The 16768-nt window shown below is 31.9% G+C and carries 20 protein-coding genes and 1 riboswitch; of the genes, 9 read left to right on the top strand and 11 right to left on the bottom strand.

Annotation, left to right across the window (positions count from 1 at the left end):
* Window position 1: 1 nt before the first annotated feature.
* From B5L73_RS04780 to B5L73_RS06485, 3 genes are read left to right on the top strand one after another with little or no spacing between them, the layout of a single operon-like run.
* On the top strand, window positions 2-298 hold the full coding sequence (locus tag B5L73_RS04780; protein WP_075535734.1) for an iron-sulfur cluster assembly protein: 297 nt from the start codon (window positions 2-4) through the stop codon (window positions 296-298).
* A complete protein-coding gene (locus tag B5L73_RS04775) occupies window positions 298-630 on the top strand; it encodes a HesB/IscA family protein (protein WP_085148605.1) in 333 nt (110 codons plus the stop codon). The genes B5L73_RS04780 and B5L73_RS04775 overlap by 1 nt, the downstream gene beginning before the upstream one ends.
* 57 nt (window positions 631-687) lie before the next feature.
* Window positions 688-858, top strand: coding sequence for a hypothetical protein (locus B5L73_RS06485; protein ID WP_198150114.1), 171 nt, complete (start codon window positions 688-690; stop codon window positions 856-858).
* A gap of 3 nt (window positions 859-861) precedes the next feature.
* Here the strand turns inward: B5L73_RS06485 and glnA are convergent, their stop codons facing one another.
* Window positions 862-2268 carry a type I glutamate--ammonia ligase gene (gene glnA, locus B5L73_RS04770; protein ID WP_085148603.1) on the bottom strand — a complete coding sequence of 469 codons (1407 nt, stop codon included), beginning with the start codon at window positions 2266-2268 and terminating at the stop codon, window positions 862-864.
* 141 nt (window positions 2269-2409) lie between these two features.
* On the opposite strand from glnA, the gene B5L73_RS04765 reads away from it, so the two are divergent.
* A complete protein-coding gene (locus B5L73_RS04765) occupies window positions 2410-2889 on the top strand; it encodes a YbaK/EbsC family protein (protein ID WP_085148601.1) in 480 nt (159 codons plus the stop codon).
* Window positions 2886-3773 carry a DMT family transporter gene (locus tag B5L73_RS04760; protein ID WP_085148599.1) on the top strand — a complete coding sequence of 296 codons (888 nt, stop codon included), beginning with the start codon at window positions 2886-2888 and terminating at the stop codon, window positions 3771-3773. The genes B5L73_RS04765 and B5L73_RS04760 overlap by 4 nt, the downstream gene beginning before the upstream one ends.
* On the opposite strand, the gene B5L73_RS04755 is transcribed toward B5L73_RS04760, so the two are convergent.
* Window positions 3766-4674 carry a homocysteine S-methyltransferase family protein gene (locus B5L73_RS04755; RefSeq protein ID WP_085148597.1) on the bottom strand — a complete coding sequence of 303 codons (909 nt, stop codon included), beginning with the start codon at window positions 4672-4674 and terminating at the stop codon, window positions 3766-3768. The two genes, B5L73_RS04760 and B5L73_RS04755, sit on opposite strands and share 8 nt — an antisense overlap.
* 3 nt (window positions 4675-4677) lie before the next feature.
* A riboswitch (SAM riboswitch) is annotated at window positions 4678-4745 on the bottom strand.
* Window positions 4746-5172: 427 nt separating this feature from the next.
* Between B5L73_RS04755 and B5L73_RS04750 the strand changes: the two genes are divergently transcribed.
* From B5L73_RS04750 to B5L73_RS04740, 3 genes are read left to right on the top strand one after another with little or no spacing between them, the layout of a single operon-like run.
* Complete coding sequence (locus B5L73_RS04750; RefSeq protein WP_085149641.1) at window positions 5173-6702, top strand: aldehyde dehydrogenase family protein; 1530 nt, start codon at window positions 5173-5175, stop codon at window positions 6700-6702.
* 50 nt (window positions 6703-6752) lie between these two features.
* Entirely contained in the window at window positions 6753-7106 is a 354-nt protein-coding gene (locus B5L73_RS04745) for a DUF779 domain-containing protein (protein ID WP_085148594.1), read from the top strand.
* Between the two features lie 16 nt (window positions 7107-7122).
* The gene (locus tag B5L73_RS04740) at window positions 7123-7596 is read left to right on the top strand and encodes a thioesterase family protein (RefSeq protein WP_085148591.1); all 474 of its coding nucleotides are present in this window, start codon (window positions 7123-7125) and stop codon (window positions 7594-7596) included.
* A 40-nt stretch (window positions 7597-7636) separates the two neighbouring features.
* Here B5L73_RS04740 and B5L73_RS04735 read toward each other — a convergent pair whose 3' ends face one another.
* From B5L73_RS04735 to iolG, 5 genes are all read right to left on the bottom strand, one after another.
* Entirely contained in the window at window positions 7637-7960 is a 324-nt protein-coding gene (locus B5L73_RS04735; protein WP_085148588.1) for a GYD domain-containing protein, read from the bottom strand.
* Between the two features lie 88 nt (window positions 7961-8048).
* Window positions 8049-8843 (bottom strand): ATP-binding cassette domain-containing protein, encoded by a 795-nt coding sequence (locus B5L73_RS04730; protein ID WP_085148583.1) that lies wholly within the window; start codon window positions 8841-8843, stop codon window positions 8049-8051.
* Window positions 8843-9970, bottom strand: coding sequence for an ABC transporter permease (locus B5L73_RS04725; protein WP_085148580.1), 1128 nt, complete (start codon window positions 9968-9970; stop codon window positions 8843-8845). The genes B5L73_RS04730 and B5L73_RS04725 overlap by 1 nt, the downstream gene beginning before the upstream one ends.
* Window positions 9971-10032: 62 nt before the next feature.
* On the bottom strand, window positions 10033-10956 hold the full coding sequence (locus B5L73_RS04720; protein ID WP_085148577.1) for a substrate-binding domain-containing protein: 924 nt from the start codon (window positions 10954-10956) through the stop codon (window positions 10033-10035).
* 101 nt (window positions 10957-11057) lie between these two features.
* Window positions 11058-12059 carry an inositol 2-dehydrogenase gene (gene iolG / locus B5L73_RS04715; RefSeq protein WP_085148574.1) on the bottom strand — a complete coding sequence of 334 codons (1002 nt, stop codon included), beginning with the start codon at window positions 12057-12059 and terminating at the stop codon, window positions 11058-11060.
* A 44-nt stretch (window positions 12060-12103) separates the two neighbouring features.
* Between iolG and iolE the strand changes: the two genes are divergently transcribed.
* Window positions 12104-13006: a myo-inosose-2 dehydratase gene (gene iolE / locus B5L73_RS04710; protein ID WP_085148571.1), complete on the top strand. Its 903-nt coding sequence runs from the start codon at window positions 12104-12106 to the stop codon at window positions 13004-13006.
* Here the strand turns inward: iolE and B5L73_RS04705 are convergent, their stop codons facing one another.
* From B5L73_RS04705 to B5L73_RS04690, 4 genes are read right to left on the bottom strand one after another with little or no spacing between them, the layout of a single operon-like run.
* Window positions 13007-13507 (bottom strand): hypothetical protein, encoded by a 501-nt coding sequence (locus B5L73_RS04705; RefSeq protein WP_085148568.1) that lies wholly within the window; start codon window positions 13505-13507, stop codon window positions 13007-13009.
* Window positions 13508-13509: 2 nt separating this feature from the next.
* Entirely contained in the window at window positions 13510-14475 is a 966-nt protein-coding gene (locus tag B5L73_RS04700; RefSeq protein ID WP_085148565.1) for an NAD(P)-dependent oxidoreductase, read from the bottom strand.
* 6 nt (window positions 14476-14481) lie between these two features.
* Window positions 14482-15273: an HpcH/HpaI aldolase family protein gene (locus B5L73_RS04695; protein WP_085148562.1), complete on the bottom strand. Its 792-nt coding sequence runs from the start codon at window positions 15271-15273 to the stop codon at window positions 14482-14484.
* A 1-nt stretch (window position 15274) separates the two neighbouring features.
* Entirely contained in the window at window positions 15275-16717 is a 1443-nt protein-coding gene (locus tag B5L73_RS04690; RefSeq protein ID WP_085149638.1) for an NAD-dependent succinate-semialdehyde dehydrogenase, read from the bottom strand.
* Window positions 16718-16768: the final 51 nt, after the last annotated feature.

Raw genomic sequence — 16768 nt, 5'->3', positions numbered from 1 at the left:
TATGGATATTAAAAACAAAATAATTGAAGAAATCAGGAAAATTTACGATCCAGAATTACCAGTGAATATATATGAACTTGGTTTAATTTATGATATAAAAGTAAATGGTCGTAAGGCTGATATTAAAATGACTTTAACTACACCCAATTGTCCGGTTGCAGAAAGTTTACCGAAAGAGGTAAAAGAGGGTGCTATGCAAGTAGAGGGAATAGATGATGTAAATCTCGAATTGGTGTGGGACCCTCCTTGGAATAAAGACATGATGTCAGACGCAGCAAAATTGGAGTTAAATTTGTAATGAACCCTATTATTAAATTAAGTGACAATGCAGCTTTAAGAATTAAAGAAATAATGTCGAATGCTGAAAAGAATGCGGTTGGTGTAAGAGTTTCAGTAAAATCAGGGGGTTGTGCAGGTATGTCTTATGTTATGGAATATTCAAAGGAAATTAATCCAAATGACGAATTGATCGAAGACAAAGGAGTAAAGGTTTATATTGATTCGGCTGCAGTTATGTACCTTTTAGGAACTGAAATGGATTATAAAAAAGAAGACTTTTCATCGTCATTTGTCTTCAATAATCCCAATGAAACCGAGCGTTGTGGCTGCGGAGAGTCTTTTAAAGTTTGATCCCATTTTGAACATATCAGAGTTGCAATAAACGCATAGATATGTAATATCCTATTTATGAACGTCTTTGAATTTAGAAATTTGCTAAACAGTGAAGACAGAAAAGAGAAGAGAAAAACTTTTATAAGATCTCTAATTAAATCTGTTGATACTGGTGCAAATGGAACACTTGATTACATTGTTAAAAAAGGTTCTGGCAAAAATAAAATTGCTAAAACTAGACAATAAAAATTAACAACTGTAATACATCTCAAACTCTATCGGATGAGGTGTGTGCTCAAAATTGTGTATTTCTTCAAACTTCAATGCAATATAAGCATCAATTTGATCATCAGTAAATACATTCCCTTGTTTTAAGAAATCTCTATCTTTATCAAGACTTTCCATTGCTTCTCTTAAAGATCCACAAACAGTAGGAATTTTTTTAACTTCATCTTCTGATAAAGCATAAAGGTCCTTATCAAAAGATTTACCTGGATCAATTTTATTCTTAATTCCATCTAAACCAGCCATTAACATTGCTGCAAAAGTTAAATATGGATTACCAGCCGCATCACCAAATCTAATCTCGCACCTAGCTGCTTTCTTACTTAATGTAATTGGAATTCTACATGATGCTGATCTGTTTCTTGCAGAGTAAGCTAATAAAACTGGAGCTTCAAATCCTGGAATTAGTCTTTTATAACTATTTGTAGTAGCATTTGAAAAAGCGTTTATTGCTTTTGCATGTTTTAAAATTCCACCTATGTAATGTAAAGCTGTATCAGATAAACCTGCATATTTATCACCAGAGAATAATGCAGTATCACCTTTCCAAATCGATTGGTGAACGTGCATTCCTGAACCATTGTCACCTTTGACAGGCTTAGGCATAAATGTAGCTGTCTTACCAAAAGAGTGAGAAACCATGTGTACAGCATATTTATAAAGCTGTAAGTTATCTGCTTGGTCTACAAGCGTTCCAAAATACATTCCAAGTTCGTGTTGACTAGGGGCAACTTCATGGTGGTGTTTTTCAACTTTAATTCCCATTTCCTTCATAGCTTTAAGATATTCACTTCTCATATCTTGCTCACTATCAACTGGTGGAACTGGGAAGTAACCACCCTTAATTCCTGGTCTATGACCCATGTTGCCATTTTCATATTCTCTTCCTGAATTGTAAGGACCTTCCTTACTATCTATTTTAAATCCGGTTTCATTCATGTCATTTTTGAATCTCACGTCATCAAACACAAAAAATTCAGCTTCAGGACCAAAATATGCTTTATCTCCAATTCCTGAACTTTTTAAATAAGCCTCAGCTTTTTTAGCTGTTCCTCTAGGATCTCTTTCATAAGGATCCTTTTTAATTGCATCTAAAACATCGCAAAAAAGATTTAATGTATTATGAGATGTAAATGGATCTACAATCGCTCTGGAATTGTCTGGCTTTAAAATCATATCAGACTCATTAATAGCTTTCCAACCAGCTATAGAAGAACCATCAAAAAAAATTCCTTCATTCAACATTTTTTCGTCCACCATTTTGGCATCCATGGTTACATGTTGAAGTTTACCTCTAGGGTCTGTAAATCTTAGATCTACGTATTCGATATCTTTATCTTTAATAGTTTTTAATACATCGCTTGAACTCATAATCTCTCCTTTATAATTCTGACCGTTGTAATAACAAAAAAAGACTGATAAATAATGCTCTTTTAATTGATATCACCTATGCATTTTTTACATAAGTTTAATAGGTAATGAGCAAATTAACTAACAATTAAAAGTTGAATAATGACTTTATTAAATAAAGAGCCAGTAAAACGAGTCGAAAACATCCTTAAAGAATTTGATCAATCTCTAAATATTATTGTTCTTGAAACTTCTGCTCGAACTGCCGATGAAGCTGCTTCATCTTTAGGTTGTGAGGTAGGAGCAATTGTAAAAAGTTTACTTTTTAAAACTGAAAATAGCTTCACTTTATGCTTAGTTGCTGGTGACAAAAGAGCTTCATTAAACAGTATTAAAAAATTACTTAAAATAAAGGATGCATCTATGGCTTCAGCTGAAGATGTAAAAAATATTACAGGTTATACTATTGGAGGGGTTTCACCTGTTGGTCATTTAAGAAAAATTGAAATTTTAATAGATAAATCTTTAAGTAGATTTAGATCATTATATGCTGCTGCAGGTCATCCAAACTGCGTATTTAAAATAGATTTTACAAAATTACAAAAAATTACAAACGGACATATCGAAGAGATTACTGAATGAGACAGCCTAAAATTATTGATTACCTTTTATTGGTTTTACTTGCATTAATTTGGGCATCTGCTTTTTTTAATATTAAGATTGCAACATACTCATACGGCCCAGTTACCATTGCATTTTTAAGAGTTTTCTTTGGTGCTATTCCAGTTTTATTACTTTGTTATTATAAAAATATTAAAATAGAAGCTTTCTCAAAAGATTGGCACTGGTTTGCTATGATAGGATTTATAAACTTGGTAGCACCATTTTTTTTAATAGCTTATGGAGTTCAATCAGTTCAAAGTAACTTAGCTGCAATTTTAATGTCTACAACACCTTTAAGTTCAACTGTGCTTGGTCATTTTTATACGACAAATGAAAAATTTAATTTTATTAAAACATTTGGGATTTTGATAGGATTCTCAGGAATACTTTATTTATTTTCAGATAATCTGTTAATCGATGAAAATAACTTTATATCTGCTTTGCTAATACTTTTAGGTTCAACTTGCTATGTAGTTGGTGGTGTACTTACTTTAAAAATTAGTAAGAAAAAAAATGAAAATGTGACTGGATCTATATTAATTTGGGCAACAATAATTTTGATACCACTTGTTTGTTTTATAGAACAACCTTGGAACCTAACACCAAGATTAGACTCAACTGTGTCAGTAATATATTTAGGTCTTGTTTCAACAGGTATAGCTTGGTTATTAAGATTTAGAATCTTAGTAAATAATGGATTAATTTTCCAATCCCAAGTATCATACTTAATTCCAATTTTTGGAACAATTTTAAGTTATATATTTTTAAAAGAATTAATTACCACAAAAGTGTTAATTTCTTTAATAGCTGTTTCAGTCGGAATTTATTTTGTAAGAAAAGCTGATTACAAAAAAACTACTTAAGCTTAGAAAAAGCTTTAATATGCAAAGGTGTAGTTTCACAACAACCACCAATTATTGTAGCTCCTGCATCTTTAAATCTTTTTGCAAACTCTAGCATTTTTTCTGGGGTCAAATCTTTTCGTACTCCAAGAAATTCATTTGGATTTCCTGTTTTGCTTTTATTGTATGCTCCAGTATAATTTGGTTTTGGATTAGTTTTAACAAAACCATTCAGTTTGAAACCAAATGGAATATTTAAACTTTTTATTTCTTTAAGATTTAAATCATAATTTTCTGGGGAAATGCATGATAAAATTATTCCTAGTAATTTTTCATGATTAATTTTGTTAATAATTTCAGAAATTTTTTCACCACTAGGTAAATTTGTACCCTCTGATATATGAGCTCCAATTAAATATGGTTTATTAAATTCTTTTATACTTTCTATAGCAATTTTAAATTCTCTTACACTGCTTAAGACATCAAAATAGAAAAAATCAATATATGGGTTTAATAGCTTTGCTTGACTATAAAAATTCTCTTTTATTTCTTCTTCTGATCTTGTATCAGCCTCATAAGTTAAATATTGAGGCGGCAATCCACCAGCAATAAAAGTTTTAGGATATTGTTTTTTTGCTTTTTGAGCTATTTCACCTGCTTTAATATTTAAATACTCATATTTATCTTCAACATTATTATCTTTTAATCTAATCTTTCTAGTTGTGAATGTAGTCGTTACAATTACTTCAGCACCAGACTTAATAAAGTCTAAATGTGTATCCAATAATAACTGATGATATTTCTCATGAAGTAATGCATTCGCACTCCACAAAGTTCCATTAGGTTCCATACCCCTAGCTAAGAGCTCCTGACCCATGCCACCATCTAAAATTCTTGTTTGTTTAAAAAAATTAATGTCCATAATATCCTCACTGTTTTAGTGCTTAAGCTTTATGCAAGGCGCACAATATAGTTCAAATGCCTGCAGATTGATTATTATGGGATTTCCATTTTAGCTGTTATTGCCCGCAATAGGATCAAATCGGCAAAGTCTTTATACTAGAATTAAAATTAAAAATCTTTGTTAATAATATCTACAAATACTGATCATTTTTTTTTAGATACAACATATAGTATTTTTTTCAATTATAAGTAGTAAATAAAATTTTATAAAAATAGACAGCACCTTCATTTACTAGTTTAATTAAGTATGGCTACTCAAAGAAAGAAAAAAGCTAAGCCAAAGACCAAGAAAAGAAAAATTAAATTGGTCAAATCATCTAGAAAAAAAATAAAGACGAAAAGAAAAGTTAGGACAAAAAAGTCTGCGACTAAGAAACGTTCAAAAAAATCTAGAAAAAATAATAAGCTTAAATCAATAAAAAAAACAAGAGGAGTAAAAAAAATGAGTGCAGAAGCTATGAAAGTGTCATCTGTATTGGATACTTCTCATTTGAAAGTTAAATTTCCATTTAAAGCAAAATATGGAAATTACATAAATGGAAAGTTTGTAGAACCAAAATCTGGAAAGTATTTTGATAATACATCTCCGATTTCAAATGAAGTAATCTGTTCAGTTGCGCGATCAAATGAAAAAGACGTAGATGCAGCATTAGATGCAGCTCACGCAGCTTTCCCAACTTGGGGCAAAACTTCAATTACGGAAAGATCAAACATTCTTCTCAAAATTGCAGATGTCATTGAGAAAAATCTTAATGTGTTAGCAACAGCTGAATGTTTAGATAATGGTAAGCCAATAAGAGAATGTATGGCTGCTGATTTACCACTAGTAATAGATCATTGGAGATATTTTGCTGGAGTAATCAGAGCAGAGGAAGGTTCAGTTGCTGAAATCAGTAACAGTGAATACTCTTATCACATTCCAGAACCACTAGGTGTAGTTGGACAAATTATACCTTGGAACTTTCCATTATTAATGGCAACTTGGAAACTTGCTCCAGCTTTAGCAGCAGGAAACTGTGTAGTGCTAAAACCAGCTGAGCAAACACCAGCATCCATCATGTTACTTATGGAACTAATTGGAGATTTATTACCTCCAGGAGTAGTTAACGTTGTAAGTGGCTTTGGTTTAGAAGCTGGAAAACCACTAGCATCATCAAAAAGAATCAAAAAGATTGCTTTCACTGGTGAAACAACAACTGGTAGATTGATTATGCAATACGCATCTCAAAACTTAATACCAATTACGTTAGAGCTAGGTGGAAAATCTCCTAACATTTTCTTTGAAGACGTCATGGCAAAAGATGATGACTTCTTTGATAAATGTTTAGAAGGTTTTGCAATGTTCACATTAAACCAAGGTGAAGTTTGTACTTGTCCAAGCAGAGTGCTAGTTCAAGAGTCTATCTATGATAAGTTCATGGAGAAAGCTATTGCTAGAACAAAAGCTGTTAAGCAAGACAATCCTTTAAAAATGGAAACAATGATTGGTGCACAAGCATCATTAGAACAAATGGAAAAAATCAAATCTTATCTAGATTTAGGTAAGAAAGAAGGTGCCAAAGTTCTATGTGGTGGAAATGTTGCAAAAATCAATAGTGGTTTAGAAAAAGGAAACTACATTGAACCAACTATTTTTGAGGGTAATAACTCAATGCGTATCTTCCAAGAAGAAATTTTTGGACCAGTTGTATCAGTAACTAAGTTTAAAGATGAAGCAGAAGCATTACAAATTGCTAATGATACTCTTTATGGTTTAGGTGCTGGTGTTTGGACTAGAAATGGAAATATCGCTTACAGAATGGGTAGAGAAATACAAGCTGGTAGAGTTTGGACTAACTGTTACCATGCTTATCCTGCACATGCTGCATTCGGTGGATACAAACAATCTGGTATCGGAAGAGAAACACATAAAATGATGCTTAACCACTACAGACAAGTGAAGAATCTTCACGTGTCTTACAGTGAAAAGAAATTAGGCTTCTTTTAAAAACAAACTAATATATAATGGCCCGTGAGGAATCACGGGCCATATTTTTTATGAAAGTAAAAGCAACAGACTCAGCACTTAAATTAATTGAAGAGCTCAAAGCTCAACATGGTGAAGAGCTATTATTTCACCAATCTGGTGGATGTTGTGATGGAAGTGCACCAATGTGCTATCCAAAAAATGAATATATGGTTGGCTCAAGTGATGTAAAATTAGGTGAAATTGGTGGACTGCCTTTTTACATGAATGATGATCAATATGAAAAATGGAAACATACCGATTTAACTATAGATGCAGTTAAGGGTATTGGTGGAATGTTTTCTTTAGATAATGGCACTGGAAAAAGATTTTTGACAAAATCTGAGATTTGTTTAGTCGTAGATAACGATAACAAAAAAAATTAATCATTTTAGATATTAGATGTCTGTTTATCTTAGCTCTCAAAAAATCATTAAAGATTGGATAGATTATAATGATCATATGAACGTATCATATTATCTTTTAATCTTTGATAAATATGGAGCAGATATTTTGAATAGTATTTTTAAAATGGGAGAGCATTCAGCAAAAACAACTGGCAAAAGCACGATGATTGTAGAGTCAAATATTACCTATAATCAAGAGCTCAAAGTTGATGATGAGGTTGATGTTAATCTAATTTATTTTGATCACGATAAAAAAAGACTGCAATATAAAATGGAGATGGTTCATAAAGAAAAAAAGTTTCTCGCATCAACTATAGAAGTTCTCGCTTTATATGTTGATCTAAATAGTAGAAAAGTTTCTGAATTTGAAGATGAAAAAGTAAAAATTATGGATGATTATATCCAAAAACATTATTCAAAATTTAATAATGAAAATCTTAAATTTTCTTCAAAATTAAAAAAAAATTAATATAACTCCTAGCTATTAGACCAGGAGTTAATATTAAAAATTATTTACCAACTGGTCTATAAGCAGAAGCAGCTTTTGCCGCTTTTTCTGCAGCTTTATTGAAATCAACAGCTTCCATGATATTCATATCTTCAATAGTTCCTGTTGATTGCATTAACATTTTCATTCCAGCCATAGTTTCAAAATCTGATCCCTCAATTATAGCGATGAAATCATATGCTCCTCTTAATGTCATCATCTCTAAAAGTTTTCCGCCAGCAGCTTCAGTAATTTTTTTTGCGGCTTCTTGTCTATTATCAGATGGGTTTTTTACAAAACCAGCAAGACCTTGAGTTGAATATTTACCTAATACAACAAACTTCATTTAACCTCCTATTTTTTATATTAATTATAACAAACCAAATTATTTTTAGATATGATAAATAAGCAAATGTGATTTGAGATTGGTAAAATTAATTTGTAGCTATCCTGTCTATCTCTTTTAATTCAACTTCAAGTTTATCAAGCTCTTCTCCACCTGCCATCATACTTAAAAGTTTTTCTCTAGAAATATCTTTTTTTTGAAATGTGCCCATGCTTCTACCTCTATTTAAAACTGTAAAACTATTACCAACAGGGTAGGCATGGTGAACGTTGTGAGTAATTAATATTACTGCTAATCCTTGTGAAGCAGCTTTCACTATATATTTTAAAACCATAGATGCTTGGTGTACTCCAAGCGCAGAAGTAGGTTCATCTAAAACTAAAACTTTTGCACCAAAATAAATTGCTCTAGAAATTGCCAAGCATTGTCTTTCACCACCAGACATCGTACCTACTGCTTGAGATGGATCTCTTACATCAATCCCAATCTGACCCATTCTTTCAGCAGCAATCTTATTAGCTTTTTCAATATCAAATGTCTTAAAAAAAGGTAAACCCTTTTGGGGCTCTCTTCCCATAAAGAAATTTCTAGTAACACTCATTAAAGAAACTAAAGCAAGATCTTGATATACAGTTCCTATTCCAATATCTAGAGCATCTCTCGGAGAGTCAAAAACTATTTCTTTATCTTCAAATATTATTTTACCTTCATCAGGTCTATGAACACCTGCCAAAGTTTTTATTAAAGTTGATTTCCCAGCTCCATTATCACCAAGGAGACACATGATTTCTCCTCTTTTTAATTTCATAGTCACATCTTTCAAAGCTATTACTTTACCAAAAAATTTACTGATGTTATTAAATTGAACTAAGTATTCAGACATTATTTTGTTTCTGTAACTTTTTTTCTAATATAATTATTAAACACTACAGCAATTAACATCATTGCTCCTAAAAAAACTTTGAACCAATCTGTGTCTACATCTGTATAGAATATACCCATAGAAACTGTTCCAAAAATAATTGCACCTAAAGCTGCTCCAATTGCAGAACCATAACCTCCAGTCAACAAACAACCACCAACAACTGCTGCAGCAATAGCTTCTAATTCTTTTAATGTTCCTCTCATTGTATCTGCTGATCCTGCATCTAATACTTGAATACATGCAAATATAGTTGAAGCAACTGCAGTACCAATAAATAAGCTTATTTTAACTCTTCCAACTGGAACACCAACATTTGTAGCACCAACTTTGTCACCACCTGAAGCAAAAATCCAGTTTCCATATCTAGTTTTCATAAGTATCCAAGTTGCAAATAAAGTAAGAGCAATGAACCAAATAACTGAAGGTGGAATTCCTGTTGCTAAAGGAGTACCATCAGTTCTTAACTCAATTAACTTCATTGATCCAAGCCAAGTGAACAACCATTGAAATGTATCAGTAGCAAATATCCATGCAATTGGATCATCTTCTATTAAAACCCTTAAACCAGGAACTTGCGTTCTTCCAGTTATCAATCTTGTAATCGCTAAGGTTGCTCCTCTTAATATAAATAGCATTGCAAGTGTAACAATAAATGATGGGAGTCCAGATTTGACTACCATTATTCCATTAAAATAACCGATCAAAACTGCCATAGCAAAAGCAAAAACTATTGCCATCCATAAAGGCCATCCCCAATAAATAGCTGGTATCGCAATACAGATACCAGCAAAACCAATCATAGAACCAATTGATAAATCAAATTCTCCACCAATCATCAACATGGCAGCAGCAATAGCAATAATTCCTAAGTTAGCTGATACATCTAAAAAGTTTAATGTTCCATAGGCGCTAAACATTCCTGTATCACCAGCAACAATTCCAAAAAATATGAATACTAAAATTGCCCCGCCTAAAGCCCCAAGTTCTGGCCGATTTAGTAAAACTTTTAATGGAGAAATTTCTTTAAGTCTTTCATCTTGTCCACTTTGTTTTTTGGATTGAATACTTTGTGACTTAATTGACATGTAATATTATGTGAAATTTAAAAAAAGGCCTGAGTAATATTACTCAGGCCTTTTAATTATTTTTATCTATAACCTTGAGCTGCCCACTTAATTACTTTTGAAGCATTGTCAGGAGTTACAAATCCAGGACCAGTCATAACTACACCAGCTGGCATTGTTCCCCATCTCATATATTGTCCAAAAATAGCAATTGGTAGGTAACCTTGTAAGTATTGTTGTTGGTCAATTAAAAACTCTACTTTACCTGCAGCAGCAGCTTTTAACATGTTTGGAGACATATCAAATGTTCCAAGTTTCACAGATCCAACTTTTCCAGCAGCTTCTAAAGCTTTGAGAGCCGCTTCACCAGATAAACCTGCACCTAAAGTTAGTATAGTGTCATATCCACCACCTAATTTAGCAGCAACAGCTTTTTGAATTTCAGTTGGGTCATTAGATGTACCTAAAATATCTACAGATCCACCAAAACCTTTTTTGAAACCAGCACATCTTCTATCTAGTGCAACGTTACCTACTTCATGGTTAACGCATAATGCTTTTTTACCACCAGCAGCTTTCATTTTTTGTCCGCCACCTACACCAGCTTCAAACTCAGTTTGACCAACGTGTGCACTTATTCCTAAAGAAGCAAAGTCGTCAGATCCAGAGTTCATTGAAATAACTGGAATACCAGCAGCAATTGCAGCTTTTACTGATTTTCCTAAAGCAGCAGCATCTGGTAAAGTGATCACAATACCTTTTGGTTTTTGTGATACAGCATTGTCAATTAGTTTTGCCATTTCTACCATGTCAAAAGTAGCAGGTGCTGTGTACTTACAAGATATTTTCATATCTTTACATCCAGCATCTACTCCATTTTTAGCAACAGACCAAAAAGGATCGTTTGCTTGACCATGAGAAACCACAATTATATCTACAGCTAAAGCAGATACAGACATCATTGCCCATGCAGCTAAAGCTAATATAAAGTTTTTTATTGTTTTCATTATTTTCCTCTAATTAAAGTTAACTTTTAAATATAAAATCTAATCAAAATATTATTTGGTTGTAAAGCAGACAGGTTGCATTCTACTTATGGTTGATTCAATTAAAGATTAAGTTTTTCAAACTTTTTTGATTGTAAAGATTTTTGAGCTGCATTCGCAATTATCAGAGCTTTTCTTCCCTCTTCAAATCCTGCAAGAGGTTGAATTTTCTTTCTTATAAATTTTGCAAAATCCTTTAGTTGATTTTTATAAGCATCTTTATACCTCTCAATAAAAAAATTAAGCAAAGGAGATTTGTTCGAAGTTGATTGTGCAGAATATAAAGATGTCTCGTTTTGTCTTTTATTTTCTGAAATTAACATACCTTTTGATCCAAATAATTCTATTCTTTGATCATAACCGAAACTACAATGTCTGGAATTAGTTATTATGCACTGAACACCAGCTTTAGATCTAATTATGGTAGATGCTAATTCAAAATCTTTTATTTTATCAAATCTTTTGTCTGATATGTTGCTACCAGAAGCTATTATTTTCGCAGGCTCATCATTACCAAGGTAGAATCTAACAAGATCAAAATCATGGATCATCATATCTCTAAAAATACCACCAGATTCTTTTAGATATTTCATAGTTGGTGGGGCAGGATCACGACTAGTGATAATAATTTTTTCTAATTTACCTATTTTTCCACTTAGTAATTGTTTTCTTAAATTATTGTGTGTTGGGTCATATCGTCTATTAAAACCTAATTGTATTTTTGGATTTAATCTTTTAATTTTTTTTTTGCAGGACTCAATTTTCTTAATACTTAAATCCAGTGGTTTTTCACAAAAGATAATTTTTTTATTCTTAACACCATCTAAAATAAATTTAATATGTGTTGATGTTGTTGAGGCAATAAAAATAGCTTTTATATCTTTATCTTTATAAGCCAAAGATGGATTGTTTATAGCTTTTGTTTTTAATGTTTTTGAATACTTTTTAGATAATTTTTGTTCAATGTCATAAATATATTTAAGATTAAAATCTTTACTACGCATTAAATTTTTTCCATGCATAATACCAATTCTACCAAGTCCAAATAAAGCTATATCAATCATTTAAAATTTGTATTAAAATAATAACTTAACTAAAAAAATTTCTTATGTCAGTAAAATTAGGAGTTGCACCCATTGCATGGAGTAATGATGACATGCCTGAGTTAGGTGGTGACACCTCATTAGAACAATGTTTAAAAGAAGCCAATGAAGCAGGCTATATAGGCATAGAGTTTGGCGGAAAATTTCCAAAGAAATCTTCGGAATTAATTCCAAAATTAGATCAATTTAATCTTAAACTTTGCTCAGGATGGTATGGTGCTAATCTAAGAAAAAATTCTGTTGAGGAAGAAAAAAAATCCATTCAAGAACAACTAGATTTATTTAAAGATTGTGATGCACCTTGTATAGTTTTTGCGGAAGTTTCTGGCTCTATACAAGGAGATCCTAATAGAAAATTATCAACTCGGCCTCAAATGGAAAGGGATGAATGGCAGAAGTTTTGTGAAAAAATTTCTGAACTAGGAAAATATTTAGAGGATGAAGGAATGCCTTTGGCATATCATCATCACATGGGAACAGTAATTGAAACTCAAAAAGATACTGAAAGACTTATAGAAAATACTCATGAAAGTGTAAAATTAACATTAGATACAGGACACATGTTATTTGCAAAAGGGGACTCAAAATACATATTACAAAATTATCATGAGAGAATTTTGCACGTCCATTGTAAAGATATAAGAAAACAAGTTCTTGAAAAATCTTTAAAAGAGGACTTAAGTTTTAGAGGTGCTTTCTTAGAGGGTGCGTTTACAGTACCAGGAGATGGTTGTATTGATTATCAACCTTTATTTAATGTATTAAAAAATAATAATTATTCAGGATGGTTGGTGGTTGAGGCAGAGCAGGATCCGGCAAAAGCAAATCCGTTAGAGTATGCAAAAATTGGTCATAATTATCTTACAGATACATTAAAAAAATCTGAAATTGAAATTTATAAAAATTGATTATCTATAGAGTGAAGTGAGTTCATTATTTCCGGCAGCAACACATGGAGATTTAAAACAAGTACCCACAACCCATTCAGATCCAGGATCAGGTAAAAAATTTGATGACATCACAAATATAACACCCATCTCAACTGATTGCCCCGCCTTACCTTCTGCTTTAATTCTAGGATCAGGATCAGTTTTTACTTTAGTATCCTCTGAAAAAGGATTCTCTATATTAAGATTTTTGTTTATATAATTCACAACTTTGGATGAGGACCACTCGCCATTACACGGATCACCCCAAACAGTCAATTTACCTTCATCATTATTCCCGCAATTATTTATTTCTCCATTGATAAAATCGACTACTTTCTTATGATTTTCTTTGACTAAGTTAGCTTTTGCTTCAACTGCGGGCCTTGTACTTGCGGTCCAAATCAACATCCCAACCACATATACTAATGATAACAATACTAATGCTTCTAATAGTCCAAAATTTTTAAAATTTATTCGCATAATTAAAGTTTAATAATTTTTGATTTGTCTAATTTTTTTTCAAAAAAATCAATTATATTTTGTATTGTTTCTTTTCCCATTCTTATCATGCATTCCTCAGTAAATGCAGCGGTATGAGGACTTAAAAAAACTTTATTGTTTTTTAGCAGAGGATTATCCTCTTTAGGTGGTTCTGTTTCAAAAACATCTAAACCTGCACCAAATATTAGACTTTCATTTAATGCTTTATCTAAGTCATTCTCATTAATCATTCCACCTCTTGCAGCATTAATAATTATACAATTTTTCCTCATTGTTTTAAGTAAGTCATAATTAATAATATTTTTCGTTTTTTCATTAAGAGGCATATGTAAAGAAATGGCATCCATAGATTTTACTGCTTCTGTAAGATCTTCAACTTTTTTTCCACCCAATTCCTCAATAATATCTTTTGAAACAAATGGATCATAAACAAAAACATTCATTTCAAATCCTTTGCATCTTCTAATTAAAGATTGACCAATTCTACCAAATCCAGCAATTAAAATATTTTTTTTCCAAAGTTCAATTGTTTTTGGAAGTTTGTTTCTATTAGAAAAATTTCCTGTTTTAACAGCCTCATCATACATGTTTTTTCTCTTTGATATATTGAGCAACATAAACATAACATGTTCTGCCACCGCAACAGCATTTGCTGTAGCCGTAATTGCCAAGGTGATATTTTTTTCTTTAGAAGACTTGAGATCAATATTGTCGTACCCAACGCCATGGCGAGATATAATCTTAAGTTTTTTTGATATATTGATTAATTCGCTAGATAAATTTGCTGTTCTAATTGATAGACCATCACACTCCAAAATTTTTTGTTTAATATCTTTGTCATCTATATTTTCAATAATCTCATAATCATAGTTTGGGTTATTCTTTATGAGATCTATCCCTGCTTTATGAATAGGTTGAATTATCAAAATTTTTTTTTTATCTGACACTTAAATTTAGTAAGCTTTAGAGTCTTCTTTTGATTTGATTGATTTTAATTTAGATACAGCATCTTTTGCACCTGCACTCATATACCTTTGATCGGATCCAATGGTTACCAAATTAAATCCTAAATTAAGCATTTTTTTTGCATACTCTGGACTAGCATTATGAATACCTGCAAAAATTTTATTTTTTTTTGCATGTTCCAATATATTCAAAATCTTTTCATAAGTTGGACTTCCTTCAGGATTATCAAAAGCTGGTTTTTGACCTATAGCCAGACTTAAGTCAGCAGGTCCAATATAAATTCCATCTATTCCAGGCGTACTCATAATTTCATCTAATTTATCTAAGGCTTCTTTTGTCTCTATCATTGCCATTTTTAAAATCTCATCATTTGCAAAATCTCCATAATCTGAACCTCCATAAATTAATCCTCTAATTGGTCCAAAACTTCTATACCCTTTAGGGGGATACATGCATGCTTGAACAAATTTTTCAGCTTCAAATTTGTTGCTCACCATTGGACAAATTACGCCGTAGCACCCTGCATCTAAAATTTTCATTATTTGTCCTGGTTCATTCCAGTTTACTCTTGCTAAAGGAGTAACATCTGTAGATGAAATTGATTGCAGCATTTGTAATGCATTTGGATAATCTATAACACCATGTTGCATATCAATTGTAAGCGAGTCCCAACCTTGATGAGACATTACTTCCGCTGAAAAAGAGCTAGGAATTTGTAACCAGCCATTAATTATTTGCTCACCATCTCTCATCATCTTTTTTATTTTATTTGGCCTCATTTTAAGATTTCAAACCAAGGTGAGTGTACTTTATATTAAGATAATCTTTAATTGCCATTGAACCACCTTCACGTCCATATCCAGTTTGTTTAATTCCGCCAAAAGGTGCCTCAGCTATCGCAACTGCAGGAGTATTAACCGCTACAGTACCAGTTTCCATTAATTCTGAAGCTCTGTGAGCTTTGTCCATAGAATTTGTATAAATATAACTACATAATCCTAAGTCATTATCATTAGCTCTCTCAACTACTTCATCAAAAGTTTTAAATGACAACATTGGAACTAATGGACCAAATGGTTCTTGTTTCATTATTGTAAAATTGTCCTTTACATTGTCAAAAACTGTTGGCTCATAAAAATATCCTTTGTTAAAACCTTGAGGCCTTTTTCCACCCAATAAAACTTTTGCTCCTTCCTTTTTAGTTGTTTCAACTAATTCTTCAATTTCTCCTAATCTTTTTGCAGTTGTTAGAGGACCTAACTGAACTCCTTCATCTAAACCATTACCAATTTTTAATTTTTTTGTTCTTTCAATAAACGCATTAATGAATTCGTCTTTTTTATTTTCTTGTATATAAAATCTGTTAGGTGAAATACAAACTTGACCATTATTTCTAAATTTTGCAGTAATTGCCATATCTGCAACTTTATTTATATCAACATCATCAAAAACTATAAAAGGTGAGTGTCCACTAAGCTCCATAGTGACTCTTTGAACTTTGTCTGCGGCCTTTTTTAAGATTAATTTACCTACTCTTGTTGATCCAGTAATAGAAACCTTTTTAATAATATCAGACTCTAACAACTCATTTGAAATACTTTCAGGGTCTCCTGATAATAAGTTTACAACTCCAGGAGGGACTCCCGCTTCTTTACAAATATCTACTAACTCCATTACTGTTCCTGGAGTAATTACATCAGGCTTACAAATTACTGAACATCCGGCAGCTAATGCTGTTGAAATTTTTCTTGCTGCTAGAATTAAAGGAAAATTCCATGGCACTAAAGCTGCTACAACTCCAACCGGCTGATAATAAACATGAACTCTGGTATCTGGAAATCGACTTTCGACTGTTTGTCCATAAATTCTTTTTGTTTCTTCAGCATTCCACTCAAAAATATCAGCAGCCCCACCAGTTTCGCCAATTCCCTCTGCCAAAGGTTTTCCAACTTCAATCGTTAACCATTTTGCTAAAACATCTTGTTTTTTTCTTAAAAGATCAGCAATTTTTCTAATAATATATGATCTCTGCCAAGGTAAAGTGTTTTTCCAAACTTCCAAACCTTTCTCTGCAGATTTAAGAGCTTTTTGAACATCTGCTGAAGACGCTTTAGACGCTTGGCCAATAATTTCTTCCGTAGCAGGATTTATAACATCGTAAGTTTCTTTTTTTTCCGCTTGTTGCCACTTACCATCAATGAACTGCCCAAATTTACTATACATAATTTTTATTTTATGGTTAATTAAGCGAAATTTTAAGAGAATATATCTATA

This window comes from Candidatus Pelagibacter sp. RS39 (assembly GCF_002101315.1).
Lineage (GTDB): Bacteria > Pseudomonadota > Alphaproteobacteria > Pelagibacterales > Pelagibacteraceae > Pelagibacter.
The sequence above is the reverse complement of the archived record's forward strand: the minus strand, read 5'-3'. Positions and strand labels throughout refer to the sequence as shown.